A 23,909-nucleotide genomic window follows, 5' to 3' on the forward strand; every position below is an offset into this window, starting at 1 on the left:
TCCTCTGTTCACCATTTGAGTTAAGGATCGATTTTGGCAGACGATAAGAACAACGACAATACCGCGGACCAGGATGGCATCAACCTGCCCGATGGGTCGCGTGAGCCGCTCAGCCCCCAGGAGATGGACAACACCGATTACGGCCTCCTCCAGGGTGAGCGGATCCAGCCCATTGACCTCCAGCAGGAGATGAGGGAGTCCTACCTCTCCTACGCCCTCTCCGTGATTGTGGAGCGCGCGCTCCCTGACGTCCGTGATGGCATGAAGCCCGTCCACAGGAGGGTCATCTACGCCATGTACGACGGCGGCTACCGGCCCGACAGGGGGTACAACAAGTGCTCCCGCGTCGTGGGTGACGTGATGGGCAAGTACCACCCCCACGGTGATGCGGCCATCTACGACACGATTGTGCGTCTGGCCCAGTCCTGGTCCATGCGTTACCCCCTGATCGATGGGCAGGGCAACTTCGGCTCCCCCGGTGACGACCCCGCAGCCGCCATGAGGTACACCGAGTGCCGTATGGCCCCCCTGGCCATGGAGATGGTCCGCGACATCGACAAGGACACCGTCGATTTCATCCCCAATTATGACGGGAAGACCCAGGAACCCACTGTCCTGCCCTCCCGCTTCCCCAACCTCCTGGTCAACGGTTCGGCCGGCATCGCAGTGGGTATGGCCACCAACATTCCACCGCACAACCTGCGCGAGGTGGCCCAGGGTGTCCACTGGGCCCTGAACCACCCCGACGCCTCGAAGGAGGAGCTCCTCAACGCTCTGATCGGCATCATCAAGGGGCCCGACTTCCCCACCGGCGCCACCATCCTGGGGCACAGGGGCATCGAGCAGGCCTACCGGACGGGTCGTGGCCTGATCACCATGCGGGCCGTGGTCAACACCGAGGAGATCAAGGGCCGCATGTGCCTGGTGGTCACCGAGCTCCCCTACCAGGTCAACCCCGACCGGCTGGCATCCTCCATCCGTGAGGCCGTGCGCGATGGCAAGATCCAGGGCATCGCCGACATGCGTGATGAGACCTCCGGCCGTACCGGCCAGCGTCTGGTCCTGGTCCTCAAGCGGGATGCCGTGCCCAAGGTGGTTCTGAACAACCTCTACAAGCACACCCAGCTTCAGCAGACCTTCGGTGCCAATATGCTGGCCCTGGTCGATGGGGTTCCGCGCACCCTGAGCCTGGATGCCTTCATCCGGCATTGGGTGGCCCACCAGCTGGATGTGGTGGAACGTCGTACCCGCTACCTCAAGCGTGAGGCCGAGGAACGCGACCACATCCTCCAGGGGTATCTGAAGGCCCTGGATATGATAGACGAGGTCATCGCCCTGATTCGTTCCTCCAAGGATGTCGAAACGGCCCGGACCGGGTTGATGGACCTCCTGGATGTGGACGAGGTCCAGGCCGATGCCATCCTGGCCATGCAGCTGCGCCGTCTGGCTGCCCTGGAACGCCAGAAGATCCTGGACGAGCATGAGGAACTCATGCGCAGAATCAAGGATTACAACGACATTCTGGCCCATCCGGACCGTCAGCGTTCCATCGTGGGCGACGAGCTGGACGAGATCGTCGACAAGTACGGCGATGAGCGCCGCACCCGGATCGTCCCTTATTCGGGCGAGATGAACGTCGAGGATCTGATCGCCGACGAGAACGTCGTGGTTACGGTCACCCACTCCGGTTTCGTCAAGCGGACCAAGGCCGACGAGTACCGGGCACAGCACCGCGGCGGCAAGGGTATCCGCGGTACCAAGCTGCGCGAGGATGACGTGGTGGACCACTTCTTCCTGACCAGCACCCACAGCTGGCTTCTCTTCTTCACCAACATGGGCAGGGTCTACCGGATCAAGGCCTATGAGCTCCCGGAGGGGTCCCGCGATTCCAAGGGCCAGCATGTGGCCAACCTTCTTCAGCTGAGACCGGGTGAGAAGATCGAACAGGTCCTCTCCCTGCATGGGTATGATGATGCCGAATACCTGGTCCTGGCAACCCGGACAGGCAAGGTCAAAAAGACCCATCTGGCCGAGTACGACTCTCCCCGTCAGGGTGGCCTGATCGCCGTCCGTCTGATGGAACTCGGGACGACCGGGGACGACGGGGAAGACCAGGACGGTGTGCTGACCGATGAACTGGTTGGTGCCGCACTCTGCAATGCGAAGGATGACATCATCCTGGTCTCCCGCAAGGGCATGAGCGTCAAGTTCCCCGCCGATGACGAGACCCTGCGCCCCATGGGCAGGCAGACCACCGGCGTCCAGGGGATGAAGTTCCGCGAAGGCGACGAGCTGCTCAGCATGGACGTGGTCACCGAGGAATCCGACGAGGATCTTCTGGTGGTCACCGACGAGGGCTTCGCCAAGCGCACGGCCCTGAGCGAGTACCGCCTACAGGGACGCAACGGATACGGGGTCAAGGCCATCGCCATGGTCGAGGGTCGCGGATCCCTGGTGGGTGCCCTGGTGGTGGATGAGGATGACCAGATCATGGCCATCATGAAGTCCGGCAAGGTCATCCGCTCCGATGTCTCCGAGGTCAAGCGGACGGGGCGCAACACCCAGGGGGTCACCCTGGCCAAGCCCGACAAGGGTGATGAGATTCTCTCCATTGCCCGGAACGCCGAAAAGGACCAGGACGATCAGGATGGTGCCGACGCCTCCACCGAGCAGGGTGATGATGTGGCCTCGGCCGCTCCCCTGGCCGCCCATGACCAGCCCATCGCCACCACCGGCACCGGTGAATCCACCTTTGCCGACGGCGGATCCGAGGATGGCGGGCAGTGACCGTCGACTGTGATGGGCGGTGAGGAGCCGCCCATCCGGTTGTATGGTACGTCTACAAAGGTTGGTAGTCTCAGTACAGATATCCAGGTCCCGGCTGGTGGGCCCGCAACAATCAAGGAGTGCCGATGAGCCAGAACGATGAGAAGAAGGCCAGGGCTGAACTGTCTCGGGCGAGTGGGGCCCAGCCCGACAAGTCAGCTGCCAATCCCAGGGTGAGTGGCAGTACGGAAGCGACCTCCAACATGGCCAAGGAGTCTGCTCAACCGGCTTCTGTGCGTCCTGTCCGTACCGCAGTTTCGGATTCCGCGGCGGCTCCGGCCCGTCCTGCGGCTCCGGCGACACCCTCCAGGCCCCAGGTTCCCAGGGCCCGGCGCATGCAGCTCTCCCTGACCCGTTTGGAGCCCTGGTCGGTGGCCAAGGTCACCTTCCTCCTGGCCATAGCCGGGGGCATCATCCAGGTGGTGGCGGCAACCCTGCTCTGGTTACTCCTGAACGCCATCGGACTCTTCGACAACCTGACCCAGGTCATATCGAAAACCGGTCTGGATGCCGGCGGATTCGACCTCGGCCAGGTGTTGAGCCTGAGTACGGTTCTCAGTTCGGTCACCATCTTCTCCATCTTCGAGATCGTCCTGGTCGTGGTCCTGGTTACGATCTTCGCCTTCCTCTACAACATGGTCTCTTCCCTGGTGGGGGGTATTCATGTGACGCTGGGCGACGACTGACATATCGTCCTGCTCTGCCGACCGCCGTCGGTGTCTCATTCCCGCGAATGAACCCGCCGATGGCGGTCTTGCCATAAGCTGGGGGATGTGCTTTCTACATATTTGGGTTACTTCAGCGGGTCCTTCGGTATATCCCTGGTCTTCTGGCCTTTTACATCACTCCTGCTGACACTGCCGATTCTTGCCCTGATCTACAACCGGTATCATCGTCTCCAGCTGGTTTCGGCACTGTCGGCCTACCTGGTCATCCTCTACCTCCTGGCCCTGGTCTTCTTCACACTCTGGCCGATGCCCGATGACCGTGCGGCCTTCTGCGCCACCCACCACCTGAGTCCTCAGCTCGACCCTCTGCGGTTCCTGGCCGATCTGAGCACCGGTGGGCGCACAGCCCTCTTCCAGATACTGCTGAACGTGGTCTTCTTCCTCCCTTTGGGTTTCATCATGGGCAGGGTCTGCAGGTGGAAGCTGCGCGTGGCCCTTCCCGTCGGATTCCTGGTCTCCCTCTTCATCGAAACGGCACAGGGCACCGGTGCCTTCGGCCTGGTGGGGTGTGCCTACCGTCTCTTTGATGTGGATGACCTGATATGGAACACCTCCGGTGCCTTGATCGGTTACCTGGTGGCCCTGGTGGTCAACCGTCTCCTGCCCGCCAAACGGACCGAGGCGGCGGAACTGGTCACCAGGCCGGGCTTCCTGCACCGCTGCGTGGCCCTTGCCGTGGATCTGGTGCTCTGCTACATCATCTCCATGTCCCTGGGGCTGGGGCTGACCTATGTCGTGCACCGTCTGGCTACCTACCATCTGGACGGGAGCTACCGACTGGGTCCCCTGGCAGTGGACCCGGGTCACCTGAACACCATGGTGATCATCCTGGATCTGATGCTGCTGCTGGTCTTCGAGCTGGTGATTCCCGTGTTCAGGAGGGGCAGGACCCTGGGGGCCACCTTTACCCATATGACCGTGGAGACCAAGGTCCGCAATGGGTGGTCGCGGCTGGTCTTCTATGTGCTGCGCACCCTGGTCATCCTGGCCGTATTCGGTCCCTGGACCGGGACCATGCGTCAATACACCCTCCTGCTGGCACTGATCCTGGTCATCTTCTACCTCATCAAGCGGCAGATGCCCTACGATTTGCTGCCGGGCGAGGACTGGCCACATGAGTCGACCCAAACCGTGAGCCGAACGGTGGAGTAGGTTCCGCACAAGGGGGCGGCGCCGTCGGAGAGGCAGGTTTCTGAATGGCCGGATTCACCGGGCGGAGGATAATGACCGATTGGGTGCATACGGTCGCAAGATCATATGGCCCCTGGGGAACCGTGCAGGCATCAGGGCCGTCCGGATTGCCCGGATCGTTGCGGATGCCTCCGAATCCGGACCTCGGAAATCAGGATGGCTGCGAAGATGACGGCAAAGCCGACCAGGTGGCTGCCCGTCAGCTCCTCGTGCATGACCAGGACAGACACCAGCATGCCGAAGAGGCTTTCCGAGCACAGGATGAGCGACCCCTGTGCCGCCGGTACCTGTGAGAAGGCGATGTTCTGGAAGTTCTGGGCGATGAGCGTGGAGGCCAGGGTCAGGTAGACCATGGACCAGAGGGTCTTGGGAGGGAAGTTCGCGGGCCCCGGCAGGGGGTCGAATATGAATGCACATCCCAGGAAGAGGATGGCCGCGATGAAGAGCTCCAGATAGGTCAGTATGGGGGCGTCGAACTCCTTGGTCAGGAAGCCGGTCACAACCAGGTTGACTCCGTAAAGGAGCGCACCACCCAAGGTAAGCAGGTCACCGGTGCTCAGTGAAACCCCCATTCCGCCCGCTTCCCCATGGACCGGCAGCGATATCAGGGCCACACCGACGATGCAGACGGCGGCGGCGATGAAACTGCGCAGGGCCGGCTTCCGCCTGGTCATGATCCAGACCAGGAAGGGCACGAAAACACAGTAGGTGGCGGTCAGGAAGGAGTTGCGTCCGGGGGCGATCATGGTCAGTCCCATCATCTGCAGACTGAAGGCCGCCCAATAGGTCACGCCCAGAATCGACCCGGGAACCAGCATGTTCACCAGGTTGACCCGTCGAAGACGGGGCAGGAGGAAGGGCGTCATGACGACCAGGGCACACAGGAGCCTGATCCCCATCAGCCAGCGCAGGGAAAGGGTCTCCAGAACCACCTTCTCGAAGGTATACCCAGCCCCCCAGGCGGCCGCTGCGAAGAGCAGCATGATCCGGGCCAGCCAGGTCGACGGTTTCCAGGAGGAGGATTCAACGGTTTGCACACATAAATTCTAATATGTCCCTCCCCTCACCGCCCCGGGAGCGAGTGCCTCCCGCGATGTCGACGATCAAAGCCGCCGACCTTGTGCACAAGACCCGAACCCATGTCCCGCAAGGCCTTGATGTGGGATAATACAAGGGAATGGAATTCTGGCGTATTCAGTACCGGGAGCAGTCGAACATTCGGGAATGAGGATGGCTCATGGAGACGATTCGAATCGCTGTAGTGGACGACGATTCAATCAGCTGCCAGCGCATGGTGGATTACCTCCAGAGATATGAGCAGGAGAAGAAGGAGCGATTCACTGTCTCCGTCTTTGAGAAGGGCAAGGAATTCGCCGACAACTACTCCCCCATCTACGACATCATCCTGCTGGACATACAGATGAAGCCCATGGACGGGGTCGAAGTCGCCCGTTGCGTGCGCGCGCGGGACGATTCGGTCGTCATAGTGTTCATCACCTCGGCACCGCAGTACGCCATCAACGGGTATGAGGTGGGTGCACTTTCCTACCTGCTCAAGCCGCTCCCCTGGTTCGCCTTCTCGCAGGAACTCGAACGATCGATAGCCCAGGTGCGGGGCAGGGTGGAACGGTCCATCCTGGTCAATGAGGGGACGAAAGCGAGACGCGTACCCCTCAACGACATTGTGTTCGTGGAGTCGGTCAGGCACAGCAGCGTCATGCACACCCTCTCGGACAGGTTGACCGTCACGGCCACCCTGAAGGGCCTCGAGGCACAGCTGGCCGACCATGATTTCTTCCGGTCCAACTCCTGCTACCTGGTCAACCTGGCCCATGTGGTGGGTATGGAATCCCAGGATTGCATCATGTCGACCGGGGAACGGCTTCGGGTCAGCAGGCCGCGGAAGAAGGCCTTCATGACGGCCCTTACCGACTACGTGGGTGGCAGGCCATGACGACCCATATCCTCAACGCACTGCCCGATATCCCCCGGCTCTACACGGCCATCAGCGAGTGGCTGGGCTGTCTGGTCTACCTGATGGCCACCAACCGACGGGTGCCCGTTCGGCGCACCGTGCTCATCCTGGTCATCGGGCTGGGGGTCCTAATCGGGGTCCAGTACTGGGCCGGGTCCCTCCGCATCACTTTCTGGGTCTTCAGCATGTGCCTGGCCGTGGCCTGCATGTATGCCATCATCATGCTGGGATCCGGCACTGATCCGCTCAGTGGGGCCTACCTGCTGGCCAGGGCCTTCGTCCTGGCCGAACTCATCGCCTCCCTCCACTGGCAGCTGGATTCCTTCCTGCGCCCGCCGGGCAAGTCCATGAACATCCCCGCCTCGGTGGTGCTGCTCATCCTGATATATGGCGGGTGCGGTTTCCTGGCATGGCTGGGGGAGCGGCGCAACTTCACCAGTGATGCCATCCAGCCGCCCGGACGAAGCGTATTCATCGCCGCTGCCATCGCCGTGGTCACCTTCGCCATGTCCAACCTGAGTTTCGTATCCACCAACACTCCCTTCTCCGGCAGGGTCGGTTTGGAGGTCTTCTATATCAGGACCCTGGTGGATCTGTGTGGATTCGCCCTGCTCTACGCCCAGCAGGAACAGCTCAGGGAGAACCGGGCCAATGCGGAATTGGCCTCCATCGACGCCCGGGCTTACAGCCAGCATCGGGAGTATATGCGATCGAAAGAGAACCTTGAAGCCATGGGGCGCCTGGCGCACGATCTGAAGCATCAGATCGCCGCACTCAGGGCCGAAGTCGATCCTGAGTGCAAGTCCAGGAACTTCGAGGAGCTGGAGGCATCCGTCCAACGCTATGGATCCCAGCAGCACACCGGCAATCCCATCATGGATGTAGTCCTCTCTTCCAAGGAGCGCATCTGCGCCGATCAGGGAATCACCCTGACGGTCGTGGCAGACGGTTCACTACTTGCCGGGATGTCTCCCATGGATATCTCGACCCTGTTCGGCAACGCCCTGGATAACGCCATCGAGGCCCTGAAGAAGGTGAACGACCGGGACAGGCGACTGATCAGAGTGGCCCTCTTCTCCAAGGACCAGTTCACGGTTCTGCGAATCGAGAACTACTATGCCTCACCGCTGAATTGGCGGGACGATGGGGAATTGGTCACCACCAAGACGGATAACGGCTTGCATGGGTTCGGTGTCAAGTCCATACGACACATCGCGCACAGGTACCAGGGTGAAATGACCCTGACGACCGAGGGTCACTGGTTCAGTCTATGTGTTTTGCTGCCTCGCGAGGATGGTCAGTTGAAGCCAACGGCCGCCTCGGCCACCCTGTAGCCCAGGCGGATGGCCATACGTCCAGTTCTGCCGGGTATGTTGATCAGCCGGCAGAGCAAAGTCGAACGTACATCCCGCGATATTGTAGAGGAATGAAGTTTCAGGCCCTCCCAGAGGGCGTTCTTGTTCGCGTAGTTTGTGGGATTCCTGGACAGGATCAGGAAGACCGAGGTTATCACGCAGTTGATGGACAGGTAATGGATCATATACTGGTACAACCCGTAAGGTACCTGTCCCGGTTCGGGTGTGGCCTGGACCATGAGACCATTGACACGAAGGAGCTGATCCACCCGTGAGACCATGACCGAGGTCTGGACGGATTGGCCCTGGCGCCCCGTGTGGTACCGGTAAAAATCGGTATCCAGGTAAATCAGGCTGTGTACGAATGGCAGGGGCTGGTAAGAGTATATGAAATCCACATAATAGGTATGTTCAGGCAGGTGGGTTGCAGCCTTGCGCAGGACCTGGGTGCGGAAGATCAGGGCGTGCATGATCATGTATTGAGCCATGCCGAACCGTCCGACCTGATCCCAGTCAAGGATTCGATCCGAGGCCATGACGCTCCGGAAGTTGATGACCCGTTTGTGGCGTCGCCCTTCTTTCTCATACACATAATTGGTCACAATCATGTCGACCGGTTCCTGGATCCGGACCTGGTTGCGTAATTGTGTGAGCACCAGGGTGAGGGAATCGGCATCCACCCAATCGTCGGCATCGATCACTTTGATGTACAGGCCATGCGCCTGGGAGAGACCGGTATTGACGGCCCCGCCATGACCCTTGTTCTGCTGACGAATCAGGTGGACGGTCCGGGGATGGTGGGCATGATAGCTCTCCACGACCCTGGCCGTGTCGTCAGTGGAACCATCATCCACCACCAGGATTTCCAAGTCGTCGTCATGTCGCGAAAGCAAGGAGTCCAGGCATGTATCCAGGTGATCGGCCATGTTGTATGCCGGGATGATGAAGGTGATGATCGGTTGGTCCGCACCGTCTTGAGCAGAAGATTTCATGACATATCACTTCGCATACGTACAGAGATTTTCAATTAAGCAGGCCATGGGACTCGTAATCCTTCTGTCTGGGAAATCGGTCCTTGCATTCGATCACCCTACCCTAGTGGAAGAAACGGATATGCAGAAGACCCTGGCCAGTGCCTGGTTTTGAATGCCGGTTCCGGTCAGGCACTGGCCAGGACCACAGTTCAGTCCTCGGCCTTTTCCTCGTCGGACACCTGCTTGAAGATGACCTTGAAAATGGGGAAGAAGACCCAGAAGGAGATGGCGGAATTGATGATCATGGTTACGAGATCAGCCACGGTGGTACCTACCCCGCCCCAGTTCAGGGTGTTTTGGAAGAAGCCATAGATGGGATCCTTGTACCAGCCTTGAAGGGCTGCTGCGATGACGGTGATCACGATATAGGCCAGGATGTACCAGAAAGCCGCTTTCCAGACGGAGGAGTTTGACTTGAAGGTGATGTTGCGCTGCAGGAAGAAGTTGATGATCTGGGCAATCAGCAAGGTGATCTCCACTGCCAAGAAGTAAGCCAGTCCGCCTCCTCCCCCATTGCTGATGGCTCCCGAGGCGTAGTCGAAGAGGTAATAGGGCTTGCCGCCGACCGTACCCATATGCCAGAATCGAAAGCTGATTCCCACAAGTGATGTCCCATTGAAGATTGCCTTGAGGACGGGCATCAGAATCAGTTGCAGTACCGTAACACCGTTGGACAGGATGAAGAAGACGATGAACTGGGCGACGGTTTCGTGACGGTCGGAGAACCGCTGCCACCAGCGGACGATGCCATACCTGGAGGTTGACTCTTCGGCACTGGCGGCTACCTCACCGGTTTGTCCTTGCCGTTCACTCATGGTTTAGTTCCTTTCTGGTCCTGCGGTTGGCGGACATGTTCCGGAAGAAGCCCGCTATGAAGCCTCCTATCCCCCGCCAGAAATGCCCATTGGGAATGCGGACGGCCGAGTTGACCATGGCCATGTCGATCAGGCCGTTTGCCATCTTCCCCATGGCCCTAGGTGGCATGTTGAGGAGAAAGAGAGTGTTCAAATCCGGATTGCCGGTCTTGGCTTCCTGCCTGCGTTCTCTATTGGACAGGAACCTGGCCACGAATCTGGCCGTTCCGCTTCTGGAGTCCTTCCAGGAGGAAATCGGATCGTTGAGGCCAAAGGTGCTGATGACTCCCTGACCTTCCACCGGGTGGCCGAAGAGGGCTGCCAGGTTTTGGTCCGTGGCATCCTTGACCTTGCCGGTCAGGTAGGCGCCCAGTGCCGGATCGGCCTGCCGGGGCTTGACCGTGCCTTTGACCGGAAGTGTGCCGGTCAGTTCCATGGTTCGGGCATCGGAGCCGATCATAATGGTCCAATCACCCGTTTCGGTCTGCCAGGAGTCGCTTTCCGTATCGAAGTGCCGGAAGGTGGTTTGGTCGAAGTCGATGCGAACGGTGGTGGTCTGGCCGGCTTTCAGGTTAACCTTGTTGAATCCCTTGAGTTCGCGCAGAGGCCGCAGAACCCCACCCTCGGGAGCCTGTACATACAGCTGGGCCACAGTGGAACCGTCGCTGTCGGAGTCGTTGGTCAGGGCGAAAGAGGCCCCATTCTCGTCCAGGGTCAGATCCGAATAGGCGAAATGGGCGTATGAAAGCCCGAAACCGAAGGGGAAACGTTCCTTCACGCCTGCGGTCAGGTAGTACCGGTAACCAACGAAGGGCCCTTCCCTGTATATGCAGTCACGTTCTGTTGCAGGGTACCAGTCGGAACTAGGGCAGTCGTTATAGGACCGTGGCCAGGTCTCAGCCAGATGACCCGAGGGGTTGGCCCTGCCGGTCAGGAGGTTCAGGGTGGCCGAGGCACCAGCCTGTCCGGACAGGCCCACATAGAGGACGGCATCGCACTGGTCGATCCAATCGGTGGAGACGGGTGATCCTGCCACCAGAACGACGATCAGTGGCTTCCCGGTCTTATCCAAGGCGGTCAGGAGGTCGGTCTGGGCAGGGGGAATATCCATGTGGGAGCGATCCAGCCCCTCGGATTCGCTGCGCTCATCCAGACCGACGCAGGCGAGGATCACATCGGCCTGGTCCACGGAGGCGACGGCCTGGTCGATCAGGCTGGGATTCTTGTCGCCGTGTCGTTCGTAGCCTTGGCTATATGAAGTCAGTTCCAGACCGGATTCCTGCCCTTGACGGAGGAGGTCCAGCAGACTCTCCTGCCGGGTTGCATTGACTTTTGAGGAACCCGATCCTTGATACCGCGGGGTTTTGGCCATGTCGCCGACCAGAGCCACTCTTGTACCGGCCTTCAGGGGGAGGCATTCATCCTTGTTGACCAGCAGGACGGCGGACCCCTCGGCAATGCGACGGGCCACCTGATGGTGGTCGAGTTTCTGTTCCTCGGACAGGTTCCCGTCGGCATTCATGGCGGGGTCGAAGGTCAACTTGGCGAGTTTGGCCACTTCTGCCGCCCTGGCATTCAGGTCGGTCACCGACAGGCGTTTGTTTTTCACTGCCTGGGCGATTTGACGAACCGAGTCAAAACCTGATTCCGGCATCTCCAATGAGGAGCCGTTGGCGGCCGCCGCCACAGCACTGTTGGAACCGCCCCAGTCGGAGACCACCATGCCGTCAAATCCCCACTCCTTGCGGAGTATCTCTTTGAGGAGGTGTCCGTTTTCATTGGCATAGGTGCCGTTGACCATGTTGTAGGAAGTCATGATGGCCCAGGGGTGGGCCTGGCGCACGGCAATCTCGAATCCGGTCAGATAGAGTTCACGCATGGTGCGTTCATCCACCACGGAATTGGATGCCTGACGGCGCAGCTCCTGACTGTTCAGGGCGAAATGCTTGGGGGTGGCTGCCACGCCCTGGGACTGGATTCCCTCGATCAGGCCGGAGGCCATGTGCCCCGCAACCTGGGGGTCCTCGGAATAGTACTCGAAGTTCCTGCCGCACAGGGGGTTACGTTTGATGTTCATTCCCGGGCCCAGGACCATGTTCACCCCCAGGCTTTTGGCCTCCTGCCCCAGGGCCTCTCCCATAGTTCTGGCCAGTTCAGGATCCCAGGAGCAGGCCACGGTTCCGGCTGTGGGGAAACAGGTGGCGGGCTTTGACTGCCCCATACCCAGATTGTCACCGGCCCCTGTTTGCCTGCGCAATCCGTGGGGGCCGTCGCTGAGCACCATACTGGGAATTCCGGCGCGCTTGACCTCTCGGGTGTCCCAGGTGGATCTGCCGGAGAGCAATGATGCCTTCTCCAACACTGTCAGATCGTTGACTTCCATTGTCTTCCTTTTCATACCCGCGCGTATTCGCTGGCTTTGAGGGAAGAGAGAGATTCCTTGTGCCTGGAACCTACTCTGCTTCCGCCGATTGGTTAAGCCGCGTCAACCCGGTTATTACGTTTCATGTTCATTATTGACCCGATAGGAGGAAAGGAAATCACAATTGCGCATAACTTGTCGTTTTATCGGCATGAATGGTAGGTATGCCGGATGATGATTCCTGCCTGACAGCGGCAGATTAGGGTTTGAAAACGACAAATTATGCCACTCCCCATCTCTGGTTTTGGAGGCGATGGATATGGTAAAGCTGTTTCCACTCAGCTAAAGAACAGGGAATCTGCAGGATGATACCTGCCATTGATGACCGTCATCAATGACGTCCCTACGTGTCAACGATGAGACTGTAAGGAGAGATCATGGAATCGGAAAAACCCGAGAAATTGAAGATGAGCGGCCGCGTATTCAAACGAATATGGGTTACTGTCGTGGTTGTTCTGGTTGTTCTGGCAGTTGCCCTGACAATTGCCGGCAATTCGTTCGCCAGTGTCTTGGACAGCTATCTTGGTGGCGGTCATCTGGTCGTCAACAAGGCTTCCGGCACTAGCAGCTGGAACGCAACCTATAACGCCAAGACCACGAACTCCATGCGGGAGGCCAAGGAAAAGAGTGATGCCATTTCTCAGCAGGTGACGGATGAAGGTATCGTCATGCTGAAAAACGATGGTGTGCTGCCGCTGGCAGAACACAGCGCGGTTGCACCCTTTGGCGCCGGTTATATGGATCCGGCATATTCCGGGAGCGGCGCAGCGGCCACGACCGATAAGGATATGACCACTGCGGAACAAGGACTCAAGCACTATTTCAAGGTGGATGAGGACACGATCAAGGCGATGAAGGGCGCCAAGCCTTCATCGCCGGGGGCCGCGCAGGGAACCAACGCCCTGAATTCGGACAAGAACTCAGTCCAGGCCATTATGGACAAGGGCAAGTCCGCCCACATTGAAGAGTACGATGCCGGAATCTATGATTCCCTGGCCGACAAGCTGAAGGACACCACCGGTATCGTCTATGTAAAGCGTTCCGGTTCGGAAGGAATTGACAAGCGGACGCAGGCCTATGACGATGGGACGCCTCATTATCTGGCCTTGACGGCCGCCGAGAAGAAGACCATCAAATTCGCCAAGGACCATTGCGCAGCGGTGGTCGTGGTTCTCAATTCTGCAAACCCCATGGAACTGACACCTATAATGAGCGGCGAATTCCAGGCCAACGCCATTGTCTGGACCGGAACCACCGGCTCCCGCGGGTTTGAGTCCTTGGGTAGGATTCTCAGCGGCAAGGTCACACCTTCCGGCCGTCTGACGGACACCTATCCTGCAGACTTCACGAAGGATCCGACCTTCGCGAATTTCGGAGACAACCGTTATATCAATTCCAAGGTCACGGACCAGTCCGTGCTGGGAGATCTGATGCCTGGTACCAGTCGAGGCACCATGGATCGGCCCTTCGTCGAGTATGAAGAGGGTATTTACGTCGGCTACCGGTATTATGAGACGGCCAGTGTCGAGGATTCCGACTTCGTCTACGGAAGCTTGGACGATGCAGGTGCATTGGTCACTCCCGGTGCCGTGGCGTATCCGTTCGGCTACGGACTCAGCTACACTTCCTTCGATCGGAAGCTCAAGAGTGTTCAGGTATCCGGCGGCAAGGTAAAGATCAGTGTGGACGTGTCCAATACCGGCAAGGTTCCTGGCAAGGATACCGTGCAGGTGTATTACACCGTTCCCTACACCGATTACGATCGTGCGAACCATGTGGAGAAATCAGCGACCGAACTGGGCGACTTCAGCAAGACCAAGGAACTGAAGCCGGGAGAGAGCCAGGAGCTTAAGCTTGAGTTCGAGGAAGATGATATGGCTTCTTATGATTACCATCATAAGAACAGCAACGGGTCAACAGGCGCCTACGTCCTTGAGGCCGGAGAATATGCCATACAACTCAAGAACAATTCGCACGATCTTCTTGACCAGCGTCAACTCCAGGTGGCCAGCACCAAGTTCTTTGAGGGTAACAATCCGCGTCAGTCCGACAAGGATGCACAGTCGTCCCTGAACGCCAAGGGTGAGCCCACAGGCAAGCCGGACAAGGGCAAGACCTTCAAGGCTCCCAGTAACGCCTTCCAGACTCTGGACACCTATATGGATGGTAAGAACGTCACCCAGCTTTCCCGTAGCGATTGGAAGGGCACCTTCCCCACGGCTCCTGCCGGTCATAAGGAGGAGGCGCCTCAGGTCGCCCTTGATGAGTTCAAGTGGTTTGACAACTACGATCCCGAGACCGATAAGGTCCTCGGTAATGATAAGTCAAGCGAGGTGTATCAGAGCAAGGAGCCGACATCCAAGGCCAAGCATGATCTCGCCTTGATCGATCTGCGTGGCGAGGACTACAATAGCGGCAAGTGGGATAAGTTGCTGGATCAGATCGACTGGCAGGGCGACAAGAAGAGCATCAGAGAGGTCCTGTACAAAGCGGCTTATCAGACAGCTTCAATTCCATCTATCGACAAGCCTGCCACCGTCGACAAGGATGGTGCAATGGGCTGGAGCGTCAAGGGTGCCTCCTCCTGGGCCGGTGCCAACGTCATCGCTTCCACTTGGAATGTAGACCTGCTCAAGAAAATGGGCGAGGCTCTGGGTGAAGAGGGCCTTCAGTCTGGTCTCAATGCCTGGTATGCCCCCGGGGTCAATACTCATCGTTCGCCGTTCAGCGGAAGAATCTATGAATATTACTCCGAGGATGGTCTGCTGTCAGGCAAGCTGGCTGCCGCATCCATCAGCGGTGCGGGTGACAAGGGCATATTCAGCTACCTCAAGCATTTTGCCTTGAATGAGCAGGAAACATTCCGCGACATGTATCTTGCCACCTGGGCCAATGAGCAGGCGGTTCGCGAAATCTACCTGAAGCCATTCGAGATAGCGGTCAAGGATGCCAGGAGCACCGAGAACTATATCTCCGATGACAAGGGCACCATGAAGAAGAAGGTGATTCGTTCCGCCACGGGAATCATGTCCTCACAGAACAGCATCGGCGGTGTCATTGGGTTCGCTCATCGCGGGATGCTGACCGACGTGCTCCGGGGCGAGTGGAACTTCCACGGCGCTGTGATCACCGATCTTTATCCGACCAAGCAGCCTCAGCTGCGCGACATGACCCTTCGTGCGGGGAACGACCTGTTCATGAACCAGATGGACGGCCCCGCCAAGGATTATGACAGCCCAACGGCTCGTGTGGCGATGCGTACGGCTTTGCATAATATCGGCTATGCGACTGTCAACTCCAACGCCATGAATGGGATTACGCCGAAATCCAGGCTCAGGTATTCCATGAGCCCCTGGAAGAAGCTGCTGTACGGCATTGATGTGGCTGTTGTCCTTATTGCCGCTCTCATCATCTTCTGGATCGTTCGTCGTGGTCGTGATGAGAAGGCCCATCCGGACCATTACCGCAAGCCTAAGAGCCGGAAGAAGGCAAAGGCCTAAAGGTAAGGCTGTGCAACCAGTCATCCGCAGTTTTAGATGAATGGTGGTTTACAGGGTAGTCGCGTGATTATGCGGCTACCCTGTTCTTTTGTAAATTCGTAGTGCCGGGCCAATGATGAATAGCCCAGTGAGATAACGCCGAACTTGAGCAGGACTTCCACTTCATTAACTTGGATCAGCGTGGCAGTGGTCTCTCCTACTATCCCTTCGCTTCGGATGAGTTGGTCACCATCAGTTCCATGGTCGAGGGTATTCATCGGTTCGTACTCACCATACTGAGGGCCTATCGACAGGATTCACTGATCCTAATCGGGGAGACTCCTGGGGCGGTATCAGAACTGCGTTCTTGGCCTTCTGCACGTTTGCCCCGATGCTTATGGCAGACTAAGAAAAGTGAGAGAGCCAAGGGAAATTGGAAGTTAATACAACGATAACCTATTTTGTGACTTATGAAGTGTTCAAGACCATGAAGATTGCCCCATCCCCCGAAGCCAGCATGGAAAGAATTTGCATGCGAGAAGAAAATGCTATACATTGAATAGCAGTCAGTACAAGGTTGTATTTAGTTGCCGGTTGTGTGCTTTGCTAGCAGGACGGTGCCGTTCCGGGAGTTAAAAACAACGTTGTCCTTATTAATGAACCCATGGAGGTCTGACAGGAATGGAATCGACGAGCTCAATTTCCCAGGGACAGTCCCGGTTGCTCATTGACCAACGGTACACAATATCGGATATAGACGATAGGCTTTTTGGATCCTTCGTTGAGCACCTGGGCAGGTGTGTCTATACAGGACTTTTCGAGCCTGAACATCCTGATGCCGATGAGCATGGGTTCAGGAAAGACGTCATTGCCTTAGTCAAGGAACTCGGAGTTTCCACAGTCAGGTATCCAGGCGGTAATTATGTTTCCGGGTACCGTTGGCGCGATGGTATCGGAGACCCGGCCAAGCGTCCCCGGCGTCTTGATCTTGCCTGGCATTCCACCGAGACCAACCAGTTTGGTCTGCATGAAATGGAGCAGTGGTTGGCCGAGACCGGAGGCAATGAGCTGATGGAAGCCGTCAACCTGGGAACGCAAGGTTTCCAGGAGGCCTTGGATCTCCTGGAATACAGCAATATAGAGTCGGGCACGGCCCTCTCTGATTTGCGCCGCAGTAATGGTGCTGAGAGACCTTTTGACATTCGTATGTGGTGTCTCGGTAATGAGATGGATGGCCCCTGGCAGTTAGGCCATTGCGATGCTGTGGACTATGCAAGAATGGCGGCCAAAGCGGCAGCCGGCATGAAGCAGATTGATCCTGATTTGGACTTGGTCGTTTGTGGATCGTCCAGCCATAGTATGGAGACTTTCGGGGATTGGGAACGAACGGTTCTGGAAAGAACCTACGATTACGTCGACTTTATTTCCTGCCACGCTTATTATCAGCCAAAGAATAACGATATAGAGAGCTTCCTCGTCTCTGGCGTTGATATGAATTCCTTCATCAAGGATGTTGCAGCCATCATTGATTCCGTCAAGGCCACACGCCATAGCAACCATCAAGTGTATATATCGTTTGATGAGTGGAACGTCTGGTATCAGGATGGCGAAAAGTCAAAGAACCCAGAAGGCAGAAACAACTGGCCTGTGGCTCCGAGGCTTTTGGAGGATGTTTACACGGTTACGGATGCCGTTGTTCTGGGCGACTTGTTGATTACGCTTCTTCAGAATGCGGATACGGTACATTCGGCCTCTCTGGCCCAGCTCGTTAATGTCATCGCTCCTATTATGACGGAACCAATGGGGGATGCGTGGAGGCAGACCATTTTCTATCCCTTCGCGTCCATGGCTCGCTATGCCAAGGGTGGTACCGTTCTTCGGACTGTTCAAGAAAGCACGAACCACAACACACAGCAATATGGCGATGTGGCAGACGTTAATTCAGTCACGGTCCAGCGGTCCGATGGTTCATTGGCGGTATTCGTGGTGAACAGGTCGATGGATAAAGAGAACCGGCTCACCATTGATCTTCCGGCCAGCGCCAGACATTCGCAAGTCAAGGCTTACACTCTTCATGAAGATGATCTGCTGGCGGTCAACACATTGCAGGATCAGAATCGTGTGATTTTGCATGATAATCTGACGGCTTCGATTGATACGGATGGTCATCAGTGTTCGGTAGCTCTGCCAGCGGTTTCCTGGACCATGCTGTTGTTCAACTGAGATTGAGATGTTGCTGCTCGACAAAGATGTGAAGGCAGTACTGATAGGTAATAAGGAGAAAAGATGAGAAAACTACGACTCATAGGCGCGTCGGCACTTGTGGCTGTAATGGCCTTGTCCGCGGGTGCATGCGGTTCACCGGGAGCACCATCCGGATCTGGCGATGACGGATCAAAACAGGTTCATTCCGATGCGAAAGCCAATGACTCGGCAAAATGCCGCAATACCGTGAAGAAGCCTAAGGCCGAAAAAGTAACTGTCTGGGCGTGGTATCCTGAATTCGGCAAGCTGGTGGATCACTTCAATGAGACCCATGATGATGTGCAGGTGTGCTGGACCAGTGCAGACCAATCAGCCAAAGCTTATTCTCGTTTCAACACAACCATCAAGGCAAAGTCGGGTGCTCCTGATGTCATCCAGCTTGAGTATGCGGTGATGCCACAATTCGCTTCAGGTGTGGAGAAGCACCTGGTCGATTTGACCAAATTCGGTATCAACAAAGTAAAAAGCAACTACACTGCAGGTGCCTGGAAGGATGTCCAGCTGGGAGGCAAGCAGGGCGTATACGGGGTTCCTGTCGATGTTGGGCCTGTAGTCATGTACTACCGTAAGGACATCTTCGATAAATACCAGGTCAAGCCTCCTACCACGTGGGATGAGTACGAGCAGGCAGGTAGGCAGCTCAAGGAAAAGGGTTATACGGGTCATATCGGCAATTGGCAGCCCAACGGAACTCTGTTCAACTATGCCTACTACGATCAAAACGGAGCGAAAGTATTCAAGTACTCCGCAAACAATCCGGAAAACGTCGGGGTGGATATTAACTCAGACAAGGTAAAGAAGGTCGTTTCCTTCTGGCAGAAGCTTGCGAAGGATGACATTGTTGCTACCGACGACACTGATACTGCTGAGTGGAACAAGAAGAACGTTGATGGTTCCTATGCAACAATCATCCATGCCTCCTGGCTGGTCGGTTACCTTAATGGGGTCAGCGGCGTACAGGAGGGATCGCAGTGGCAGATTGCCAAGGCGCCTGTTTGGGATCAATCGGATCCTGATGTCAACTGTGGTGGTTCCGGCATGGCCGTTACCGATCAGGCCAAGCACACCGAGGCTGCAGCAAAGGTGGCCATGGAGCTGTTCGGCGATGAAAAGGCGCAGGACATTGCCGTCAACGAGAGCGGATTGTATCCCACTTGGGTAAAAAAACTCAGCTCCGATTCCTTCTTGAACCGTCAAGAGCCCTTCTTTGGCAATCAGAAGATCAACCAGATCATCGCCCCTGTCGCGCAGGGCTACAAGGGTTACGAATTCCTGCCCTTCCAGACCTATGCGAATGACGAGCAGACCAAGGCCCTGTCTTCCATACTTCGTGATGGAAAGGATGTCTCGTCGACCATGGACAAGCTGCAGTCAACATTGAGTGATTATGCCAAGCAGCAAGGTTTCAAGGTAGAGCAGTAATCCGTTGTTTCAAGTCTCATGAGGGGAAGGTTCCGGCCTTCCCCTCCGGGAGGATATGTCATGTCAGCAAAGCTTGCATCTGCCAAGAGACGTAGTGGTTCACGAAGAGACAATACGTGGGGTTGGTTCTTTACCCTTCCTTTCGGAATCGTATTCATAGTATTCCTGGTTGTTCCATTGGTGTATGCCTTTTATGTTTCTCTGTTCACCTATACACAGGTTCGGGGAAGTGTCTTTACGGGTCTGGCCAACTATCAACGGGCATTTTCGGATCCGATCTTTTTGAAGGGTATGGGCAGGGTAGTCGTCTATACGGTTGTCATGGTTCCCATACAGCTGGGGTTGGCACTGGTACTGGCGCTGGTTATTGATTCCATGATGACACGCCTCGCATCGGCTTCCAGACTTCTTTTCTTCTTGCCTTATGCCATCCCTGTGGTCATTGGTGCCCTCATGTGGGGCTTTATCTATTCGAAGAATCTTGGCCCATTCACTTCCATATTCGCTCTGTTCGGTCAGAATCCGCCTGATTTCCTCAGCACGAACGGCATATTCGGTGCTTTGGTCAATATGGTCACATGGCAGTGGACAGGGTATTACATGGTCATCCTGTATTCGGCTTTGCGAGCGATACCTCATGATCTGTATGAATCGGCACGTTTGGATGGCGCATCAGAACTGCAGATAGCCGTCCGTATAAAGACACCGATGATTGCCAGTTCCCTGGTTATGGTCACGATCTTTTCTCTCATTGGAACTCTACAGTTCTACACTGAGCCAATGGTTCTGAGGAATAATGCCAATTCCGCCATTCCCCCTGAATATACGCCCAACATGTATGCCCAGGCCCTGGCTTTCAACTACAACCAGATTAATTATTCTGCGACCATCTCCTTCGCACTGGGCCTCCTGGTGGTGGTGTTCAGTGTCATTTTCATGCGTATTACCCGCAAGCAATCCGGACTGGGAGATTAGCATGTCCAGAACAAAATCGTCTTCGCTTCAAATCAGGCAGAGGCCCAGAATCGTATCGAATGTTCTACTGGTGGTGTGCATCATCTACTTCCTGATGCCGGTTTGGTGGCTGGTCATCGCTGCCACCAAGTCAAACTCCGGACTTTTTATGGGTACAGGCGGCTCGATGTGGTTCGATAAGCATTTTGCGCTCTTCGACAACATCAAGGAGCTCACCACCTATGAGGGGGGCATTTACTGGAGATGGCTGCTCAACTCCTTCCTCTACGCCTTTGTGGGAGGTTTGGGAGCTACCGTCATTTCAGTGATGGCCGGATATGGGTTTGCCAAGTTCCGTTTTACGGGCCGGAACGTCTATTTCGATATAGTTCTGGGTGCTTTGATGATTCCGACCACGGCACTGGTTATTCCCACCTTCATCCTTATGTCGCAGATAGGCATGAACGATACGGTTTGGGCCGTTCTTCTGCCCTCTTTGCTTTCTCCGTTTGGGACGTACCTCATGCGTGTCTACTGCACGGGTTCTTTACCGGATGAGATGCTGGAAGCGGCGCGTGTGGATGGGGCTGGTGAGATTCGGACTTTCGTGCAAGTCGCCCTCCCCATCATGACCCCTGCGATTACTACGGTTTTCCTGCTTTCCGTAGTTAACTGCTGGAACAATTACTTCCTGCCGCAGGTTGTTCTTGCTGATACGAAACTCTTCCCTATAACTGTCGGCCTTACACAATGGCAGGCGAAATCGAATGCAGGTTCCGGTTCGGAACAGGTCTGGAATCTGATAACATCTGGTGCCTTTATATCGGTGATTCCGCTGGTTTTGGCCTTCCTCTTCCTTCAGAAGTACTGGGTGAGTGGGCTAACTGCAGGAGCTGTCAAGGAGTAGATAAGCGTCGGCAGACCATTCATAACACGGGGTCCTTCACCATGGTGGTGAAGGACCCCGTGTTATTGTACGAAGCAGAGTAATCGTTGCATCATCAAGGAGCCATAATGCAGAAACGGGTGACCATCAAGGATGTGGCGAAAGAGGCGGATGTCTCGATAAAAACGGTCTCAAACGTCCTTAACCACTCCGGTAGCATGCGTCCTGATACCAGGAAACGCGTCAAAGATGCCATGGTGAAGCTTGGTTACCAGATCAACATGTCCGCACGTTCCCTGAAAACTGGTGCCACAGGGATACTCGGTCTCGGAATCTTTGATTTCACCCAACCCTTCGGAGCGTACCTCGCCGATAAGGTCATTGAAACAGCCCGTGAACAGCAATATGGCGTCGTCGTCAGCACATACAGTTCCGGAGGGCCGGGAATCACCTCCATCATCGACGAGACGTACCATCTGGCCACGGATGGTTGGATATTCTTCGTTGAACGCCCATTGAAAGATAAGGGTCTGCTTCTTTCTCAGACCTATCCCATCGTAATGACCGGAGATTATCGGCCTTATGGAAAAGCAGATTTCGTCACCATGCCGAATACCGAAGCAGAGCGTTTTACAACCGGGCGCTTGCTGGATGCGGGTTGCAGAAGGCTGGCTCTTGTCGGAGCACCGGCAAAATACAGCAGAAGGAAGATTTTCTCTGCGGTTGAGGGAACGCAGGAGTTACGAGTAAAAGGGTATGTTCAGGCATTTGAAGAACGGGGATTGGAAGTCGATCCCAGCATGATTGTGGGCCTTCCCAGGCTTATGAGCGATGACGGCATGAAGGCCGCCGATTACCTCTTGGATGTCCACCCTGACGTTGATGGCATCATCTGCCTGAATGATGCCGTAGCCTATGGCGTGATGCACCAGATTCAGAAAAGGGGGAGGTCTGTTCCTGACGACGTGCAGGTTGTGGGATTTGATAACACCCCTGAGGGTGCTTACGCCAATCCATCCTTGACGACAGTCGACCCCCTTATTGACGATTATGCACGCATGGCGGTAAGTATGCTGATAGAGCGAATTAATGGGTATTCGGGTCCGGTGCGTACCTATACAACAGGTTTTGAGCTGGTTGAGCGTGACTCGACACGGTTGGAAGACCATTAAGCTTGTGCTATGACCGGTCGTATAAACCAGATTCGTAGTCGCTCGCACATCTACCAAGCCCGAATCAACGGCGCTCGTCTGGTTTTTTCCATGAATCCGGCTCCGCGCGAGGCTCCCATCATCCTCTATCTGCATGGTGGTCCTGGTGATGCCTGCATTCCCTTGACCATGCGCTATAACGCCGAGCTTGAGGAGGACTTCCGTTTCATCAACCTGGATCAGCGTGGCAGTGGTCTCTCCTACTATCCCTTCGCTTCGGATGAGTCGGTCACCATCAGTTCCATGGTCGAGGACATTCATCGGTTCGTGCTCACCATACTGAGGGCCTATCGGCAGGATTCGCTGATCCTGATCGGACACTCCTGGGGCAGTGTGCTGGGTCTGGAGATGGTGCGGAGGTATCCCTTGCTGATCAGCCACTATATCGGTCTGGGCCAGGTCGTCACCATGCAGGGCGCTCTGACGCTCAGGCAGGATCTCAGTCGGCGGTCCCTGCCCAAATGGGGGCAGAATGTGGCAGGCAGGGAAAGCACCCTTGCCGACCTGGTCATGTCGGTGCATGAACTGAGGCAGCAGGGCAGTATCAGAACCGTGTTCAGCACACTTGGCCGCGTTCTGTCCTATGTACGTTCGCCCTATTACTCCTGGAAGTCTCTGGTCAACCTGGGTAGGGGCATACAGCAGTCGCGCAGCCGACTGAATGGGGAGCTCGAGGAGGTTGATTTCCGCAAGGTCACCTCCTATGGGGCGCCGGTGACCTTCATCGGCGGCAGGTATGATTGGCATCTCCCATCAATCCTGGTTGAACGGTATGCATCCACGATACGGACCGACCACCGTTTCGTATGGTTCGAGCATTCAGGGCACAGTCCGCACTGGGACGAGCCTGCCCACTTCGCCGGCCTGGTCAGGGAACTGTGCCTACCTCAATGAGATTGATGAACATATCCTGAGGAAATTTGCCCTGAACCGGATAGGGGATACTACTATGGACTGTGACGATATTGGTTTGAGTCTCGCTGGTGAGTGCAGCGGGGTTCATGAGATGCGGAGTTCGGATAGCAGGTCTGGCCTTCAAAGTGCCGACACGCCGTGAAACCCTTGCGGCCACGGGTTTTCTGCCTTATCTGACTATGCCAATTTGCCATTGGAACCCGATTCGTGTAAATTGTTCTTTTGCTGCCCGACAGAGACAAGAAATCAACTGGTTCCTTGAAACTGTTGGTGTGGTGGTGGTTTGAGAACTCAAGAGCGTGTTTGTGCTACTTTATAGCTTTTTTGATTGCCAGTCCGATGCCCGCCCGGTGTTGCCGGGTGCACGAGGGTGCTGAATGGGTGTCGGGGTT

At 56.3% G+C, this 23,909-nt stretch carries 16 protein-coding genes; 12 read left to right on the forward strand and 4 right to left on the reverse strand.

The annotated features are described in order from the left end of the window. Positions 1–123 precede the first annotated feature (123 nt). The 3 genes from gyrA (at position 124) to AACP59_RS08920 (ending at position 4,706) form a co-directional block, all read left to right on the forward strand. Positions 124–2,787 (forward strand): DNA gyrase subunit A, encoded by a 2,664-nt coding sequence (gene gyrA, locus AACP59_RS08910; RefSeq protein WP_339350926.1) that lies wholly within the window; start codon positions 124–126, stop codon positions 2,785–2,787. Positions 2,788–2,912: 125 nt separating this feature from the next. After that, positions 2,913–3,512 (forward strand): DUF3566 domain-containing protein, encoded by a 600-nt coding sequence (locus tag AACP59_RS08915; protein ID WP_297316931.1) that lies wholly within the window; start codon positions 2,913–2,915, stop codon positions 3,510–3,512. A gap of 87 nt (positions 3,513–3,599) precedes the next feature. Continuing rightward, a complete protein-coding gene (locus tag AACP59_RS08920) occupies positions 3,600–4,706 on the forward strand; it encodes a VanZ family protein (protein WP_297316932.1) in 1,107 nt (368 codons plus the stop codon). A gap of 131 nt (positions 4,707–4,837) precedes the next feature. On the opposite strand, the gene AACP59_RS08925 is transcribed toward AACP59_RS08920, so the two are convergent. Beyond that, positions 4,838–5,782, reverse strand: coding sequence for a DMT family transporter (locus AACP59_RS08925; RefSeq protein ID WP_297316933.1), 945 nt, complete (start codon positions 5,780–5,782; stop codon positions 4,838–4,840). A 200-nt stretch (positions 5,783–5,982) separates the two neighbouring features. On the opposite strand from AACP59_RS08925, the gene AACP59_RS08930 reads away from it, so the two are divergent. After that, the gene (locus tag AACP59_RS08930) at positions 5,983–6,699 is read left to right on the forward strand and encodes a LytR/AlgR family response regulator transcription factor (RefSeq protein ID WP_297316934.1); all 717 of its coding nucleotides are present in this window, start codon (positions 5,983–5,985) and stop codon (positions 6,697–6,699) included. Beyond that, on the forward strand, positions 6,696–8,054 hold the full coding sequence (locus tag AACP59_RS08935) for a GHKL domain-containing protein (RefSeq protein ID WP_339350908.1): 1,359 nt from the start codon (positions 6,696–6,698) through the stop codon (positions 8,052–8,054). Before AACP59_RS08930 ends, AACP59_RS08935 begins: the two co-directional genes overlap by 4 nt. Here AACP59_RS08935 and AACP59_RS08940 read toward each other — a convergent pair. From AACP59_RS08940 to AACP59_RS08950, 3 genes are all read right to left on the reverse strand, one after another. After that, positions 8,018–9,067 (reverse strand): glycosyltransferase family 2 protein, encoded by a 1,050-nt coding sequence (locus AACP59_RS08940; protein ID WP_339350910.1) that lies wholly within the window; start codon positions 9,065–9,067, stop codon positions 8,018–8,020. The genes AACP59_RS08935 and AACP59_RS08940 overlap by 37 nt on opposite strands. 191 nt (positions 9,068–9,258) lie before the next feature. Continuing rightward, on the reverse strand, positions 9,259–9,924 hold the full coding sequence (locus tag AACP59_RS08945) for a GtrA domain-containing protein (RefSeq protein ID WP_339350912.1): 666 nt from the start codon (positions 9,922–9,924) through the stop codon (positions 9,259–9,261). Next, positions 9,917–12,346, reverse strand: a complete 2,430-nt coding sequence (locus tag AACP59_RS08950; RefSeq protein ID WP_339350914.1) for a glycoside hydrolase family 3 C-terminal domain-containing protein — start codon at positions 12,344–12,346, stop codon at positions 9,917–9,919. Before AACP59_RS08950 ends, AACP59_RS08945 begins: the two co-directional genes overlap by 8 nt. A gap of 416 nt (positions 12,347–12,762) precedes the next feature. Between AACP59_RS08950 and AACP59_RS08955 the strand changes: the two genes are divergently transcribed. The 7 genes from AACP59_RS08955 to AACP59_RS08985 all read left to right on the forward strand — a co-directional run bounded on the left by AACP59_RS08955 (position 12,763) and on the right by AACP59_RS08985 (position 23,496). Continuing rightward, positions 12,763–15,885, forward strand: a complete 3,123-nt coding sequence (locus AACP59_RS08955) for a glycoside hydrolase family 3 C-terminal domain-containing protein (protein ID WP_339350915.1) — start codon at positions 12,763–12,765, stop codon at positions 15,883–15,885. Between the two features lie 660 nt (positions 15,886–16,545). Further along, positions 16,546–18,087: an arabinosylfuranosidase ArfA gene (gene arfA, locus AACP59_RS08960; protein WP_339350916.1), complete on the forward strand. Its 1,542-nt coding sequence runs from the start codon at positions 16,546–16,548 to the stop codon at positions 18,085–18,087. Positions 18,088–18,150: 63 nt separating this feature from the next. After that, positions 18,151–19,551: an ABC transporter substrate-binding protein gene (locus AACP59_RS08965; RefSeq protein WP_339350917.1), complete on the forward strand. Its 1,401-nt coding sequence runs from the start codon at positions 18,151–18,153 to the stop codon at positions 19,549–19,551. A 60-nt stretch (positions 19,552–19,611) separates the two neighbouring features. Beyond that, entirely contained in the window at positions 19,612–20,526 is a 915-nt protein-coding gene (locus tag AACP59_RS08970) for a carbohydrate ABC transporter permease (RefSeq protein ID WP_339350919.1), read from the forward strand. Between the two features lie 70 nt (positions 20,527–20,596). Then, complete coding sequence (locus AACP59_RS08975; RefSeq protein ID WP_339351239.1) at positions 20,597–21,412, forward strand: carbohydrate ABC transporter permease; 816 nt, start codon at positions 20,597–20,599, stop codon at positions 21,410–21,412. Between the two features lie 107 nt (positions 21,413–21,519). Further along, positions 21,520–22,563 (forward strand): LacI family DNA-binding transcriptional regulator, encoded by a 1,044-nt coding sequence (locus tag AACP59_RS08980; RefSeq protein ID WP_339350921.1) that lies wholly within the window; start codon positions 21,520–21,522, stop codon positions 22,561–22,563. Positions 22,564–22,572: 9 nt separating this feature from the next. Next, on the forward strand, positions 22,573–23,496 hold the full coding sequence (locus tag AACP59_RS08985; RefSeq protein WP_339350923.1) for an alpha/beta fold hydrolase: 924 nt from the start codon (positions 22,573–22,575) through the stop codon (positions 23,494–23,496). Positions 23,497–23,909 lie beyond the last annotated feature (413 nt).

Source organism: Bifidobacterium indicum, from assembly GCF_036987015.1.
GTDB lineage: Bacteria > Actinomycetota > Actinomycetes > Actinomycetales > Bifidobacteriaceae > Bombiscardovia > Bombiscardovia indica.

What these genes read in the sequence shown, in the direction of transcription:
- gyrA (WP_339350926.1), top strand. Translation starts at nt 124, where the DNA reads ATGGACAACACCGATTACGGCCTCCTCCAGGGTGAGCGGATCCAGCCC.
- AACP59_RS08915 (WP_297316931.1), top strand. Translation starts at nt 2,913, where the DNA reads ATGAGCCAGAACGATGAGAAGAAGGCCAGGGCTGAACTGTCTCGGGCG.
- AACP59_RS08930 (WP_297316934.1), top strand. Translation starts at nt 5,983, where the DNA reads ATGGAGACGATTCGAATCGCTGTAGTGGACGACGATTCAATCAGCTGC.
- AACP59_RS08935 (WP_339350908.1), top strand. Translation starts at nt 6,696, where the DNA reads ATGACGACCCATATCCTCAACGCACTGCCCGATATCCCCCGGCTCTAC.
- AACP59_RS08940 (WP_339350910.1), bottom strand. Translation starts at nt 9,067, where the DNA reads ATGAAATCTTCTGCTCAAGACGGTGCGGACCAACCGATCATCACCTTC.
- AACP59_RS08945 (WP_339350912.1), bottom strand. Translation starts at nt 9,924, where the DNA reads ATGAGTGAACGGCAAGGACAAACCGGTGAGGTAGCCGCCAGTGCCGAA.
- AACP59_RS08950 (WP_339350914.1), bottom strand. Translation starts at nt 12,346, where the DNA reads ATGGAAGTCAACGATCTGACAGTGTTGGAGAAGGCATCATTGCTCTCC.
- AACP59_RS08955 (WP_339350915.1), top strand. Translation starts at nt 12,763, where the DNA reads ATGGAATCGGAAAAACCCGAGAAATTGAAGATGAGCGGCCGCGTATTC.
- arfA (WP_339350916.1), top strand. Translation starts at nt 16,546, where the DNA reads ATGGAATCGACGAGCTCAATTTCCCAGGGACAGTCCCGGTTGCTCATT.
- AACP59_RS08965 (WP_339350917.1), top strand. Translation starts at nt 18,151, where the DNA reads ATGAGAAAACTACGACTCATAGGCGCGTCGGCACTTGTGGCTGTAATG.
- AACP59_RS08970 (WP_339350919.1), top strand. Translation starts at nt 19,612, where the DNA reads ATGTCAGCAAAGCTTGCATCTGCCAAGAGACGTAGTGGTTCACGAAGA.
- AACP59_RS08980 (WP_339350921.1), top strand. Translation starts at nt 21,520, where the DNA reads ATGCAGAAACGGGTGACCATCAAGGATGTGGCGAAAGAGGCGGATGTC.
- AACP59_RS08985 (WP_339350923.1), top strand. Translation starts at nt 22,573, where the DNA reads ATGACCGGTCGTATAAACCAGATTCGTAGTCGCTCGCACATCTACCAA.